Raw genomic sequence first — 2,848 nt, 5'->3', positions numbered from 1 at the left:
TTGCCTCCGGCTTCCTCCGGATCCCACCTCGCGATGGGCACCCTTGCCTTTGGCTAGCAGACTCGTGCTGCCTCGCCTGCAGTGGACTTTCACCACCAAGTTAACGCCCATGCCGGGCGCACAAAAAAGAAAAACCCTCCAAAATAGAGAGTTTTTCTGATGATAGAACATATTTTCGCCGTTTTTCAAGGAAAAACTTTATCTTAGGCCGGCAAATGCCAGTGCAGGCTCGCCGCAATGAGCGGCTCCTCAAGCTATAGCTCCTGGCCCATAAGTTCTGCCACTCCGGCCGTTAACTTGTAGATGTGCTCAGCAAGGCGCACGTCTAGAACGCCAGTACCACAGGCCGGGGTCACCAAAGACTGGTGGTAAAGGAGCTCCCGGTCCACACCCTTCCGGGTCAGCTCCTCAATTGCACCCTGCAGCCTGACAGCCAGGCTGGCTGCCGTTTCCTGCCAGGCCTGCTCATAGGTAGGTACAATCCCCCAGGCCAGCACACCGTCCCGGTCAAGGAAAGTGGCCACATCAGGGGCAAAAACCTGGAGAGAAGTAAAGTAGTTATAGGCATCAAAACTTACAATCTGGTAACCGGATTCAAAAAAGATGGGCCATTCCACCCCGCTGCAGGAATGGGCACCGGGCAAGCCGCCCTTGGCCCTGATCCCCTCCACTACCCCGGCCAGGGCCTCCACCAGATCATCTCGCTGTAAAGCTACGTGAGTGGAAGTACCGTAGGCGGCCAGGGCCGGGTCATCGACGAATACCAGCACCGGCAGCCCGAATCGTCCCAGTTCCCGGACCTGCCAGCATGCCTGCATGGCCGTAGTCTTTACGATGAGGTCCCTTAGCTGGGGGTCATAAAAGGCGCTGCGCCCGGAGCTGCTGCTTAGGTAAAGGCCGGCAGTTACCGGGCCGGCTACCTGGCCCTTAAGAAAACGGGCTCTACCGGGACCATGCTGTTCCAGGCATTCCACCAGGGCATAAAAACCGATTCCGGCTTCCCGGGGAATGGCAAAAGCCGCCAGGGCTTCTTCGCTACCAGCCTCGGCCTCCAGGTAAAGGCTGTAAAAGGCCGTCAGGTTAGCGGCCCAATCAGGACTGGCATCGGTAAATACCGGCATTTCCCCGGGCTCGTCTTTAATCAATCCCAGGCGCACCAGGGGAGATAGGCTCTGATAAACAAAGTGCTCCTGATGCCCCCGCCTGGGTAACTGAGGCCAGTGGGGTACCAGGGGCATATTCTTAAAGATGAGTTCCAGGGCAGGTCCGGGCTCCTGATAGGGCAAGCTGCCTATAGCGGCCGCCCAGAAGTTACCAGGTAAAGGCATGGGGATTCTCCTTTTTCTCATAAGGTACTCCCAGGTTAATTCGCCACGGGACGGCCTTTTCCTCCTTAACCGCCCTCCATTAGATTGATAACTTCCAACCTGTCGCCATCCTGGAGGCGGTAATCCCAATCTTGCCGCGGTAACAGCTTATCGTTGACCGCTACGGTGGCAATTGGAGTCAGCAGGCCTTCCCGGGCCAGCAGGCCGGTGACAGTAGTACCTCTATCAACCTGGAGTTGTTTACCGTTTACCCATACTTCAATCATCAATTTATCTCCAACCCTCCGGTTTTTACCCAATTCTCACTTCCCACCTAGCAATTAAAGCACCGGTATCGTCGAATTGGCCTTGGGCAGTACGGCAGCTACCCTGGCTCCTGGAAGCTCCTGCAGGGCCAGGTCAATGGCCGCCTGAAGATCCGGCGCTTTACGGACCATCATTACCCGGGCCAGCTCGTCGTCAACCCCGCTGCTTACAAGGATTACCCGGGCATGGACCAGGGAGCGGCACCAGAGAAAGGCTTTATGAAACCCCATCTGAAATTCCCGGCTACGGAAGGATTCCATTACTGCTGCCGGCGTGTTACCGGCCCGCATGCCGGCAATAAAGCGATCTTCCCCGGCTCCTTCCCGGCACTCGGCGCAGAGGATAATTATCCCTCCCTCTCTTACTACCGGCGTGGCATGATAGAGGCCCTTCTGGGCCTGATAGAGGTTGATATCCTTGGGAAAGCCGCCTGGGGAAACAATGGCCAGGTCGGCCACTTCGGGGACTGGTACCTCGCTGACCTCACGGGCCACGACCACCCCGGCCCGGTGGGCTTCCAGATAATGGCCGGCCACAGCGCGGACAATTTCTTTATGGTTGTTCAAGACCACGTTAATGATCAGGTCGATACCAACCAGGCCGCCGATTTCATCAATATCCTCCCGGGCCGGGTTGCCCTCCACCCGCCCCAGGGAAGCTTCCGGTTCCACCAGGTGGGCATGGTTGGCGCGGATAGTAGCCTCCCCCCCGCAGCCGATGACCAGGGACTTGGCCCCGGCGCTGTACCCGACGATCTGGTGGGGGTCAATCATACCTATAAGGATGCAACCGTCGGCCTCCAGGTAGTGACGGTTGATCCAGATGGGCGTCCCCCGGGAAGAGGTGCCGGCCTGGCGCAAGATCCCAGGGGCACAGGCGTCGTGGCTGATCACCTTGATCCTGGCCGCTACTTCGGGCCCAACAATGAGGGGAAATTCTTCCGGCGGCGCCGGCCGGTGCAGGCCAGCTCCCACCAGGATGGTAATCTGATCATCGCTGATTCCTATAGCGTTCAGTTTATCCAACAGGACCGGTAAAATGACGGCATTGGGTACCGGCCGGGTCAGATCGCTGACGACAATAACTACTTTTTGGGCGCCGCGTAGCTCTTCTATCCCCCGGTTACCTATAGGATTCTCTAAGGCCCGGCGGATCTCGGCAGTAGCATCGGCTACACCGGCCACCTCCCGGGGAGTTATTTCGTGTACCCTTAA

General features: G+C 57.8%; 4 protein-coding genes. All 4 read right to left on the bottom strand.

What is annotated here, in order from left to right:
- A partial coding sequence (locus E308F_RS16355) for a hypothetical protein (protein ID WP_216364581.1) occupies window positions 1-189 on the bottom strand: 189 nt, incomplete at its 3' end.
- A 65-nt stretch (window positions 190-254) separates the two neighbouring features.
- On the bottom strand, window positions 255-1,328 hold the full coding sequence (locus tag E308F_RS15610; RefSeq protein WP_141265847.1) for a hypothetical protein: 1,074 nt from the start codon (window positions 1,326-1,328) through the stop codon (window positions 255-257).
- Window positions 1,329-1,393: 65 nt separating this feature from the next.
- Complete coding sequence (gene thiS, locus E308F_RS15605; RefSeq protein ID WP_141265846.1) at window positions 1,394-1,594, bottom strand: sulfur carrier protein ThiS; 201 nt, start codon at window positions 1,592-1,594, stop codon at window positions 1,394-1,396.
- 54 nt (window positions 1,595-1,648) lie between these two features.
- Window positions 1,649-2,848 (bottom strand): nickel-dependent lactate racemase (larA, locus tag E308F_RS15600; RefSeq protein WP_141265845.1); only part of this gene is annotated, 1,200 nt, incomplete at its 5' end.

It is taken from the genome of Moorella sp. E308F (genome assembly GCF_006538365.1).
GTDB lineage: Bacteria > Bacillota > DSM-521 > Neomoorellales > Neomoorellaceae > Neomoorella.
This window is presented reverse-complemented; position numbering and strand designations above follow the sequence as displayed.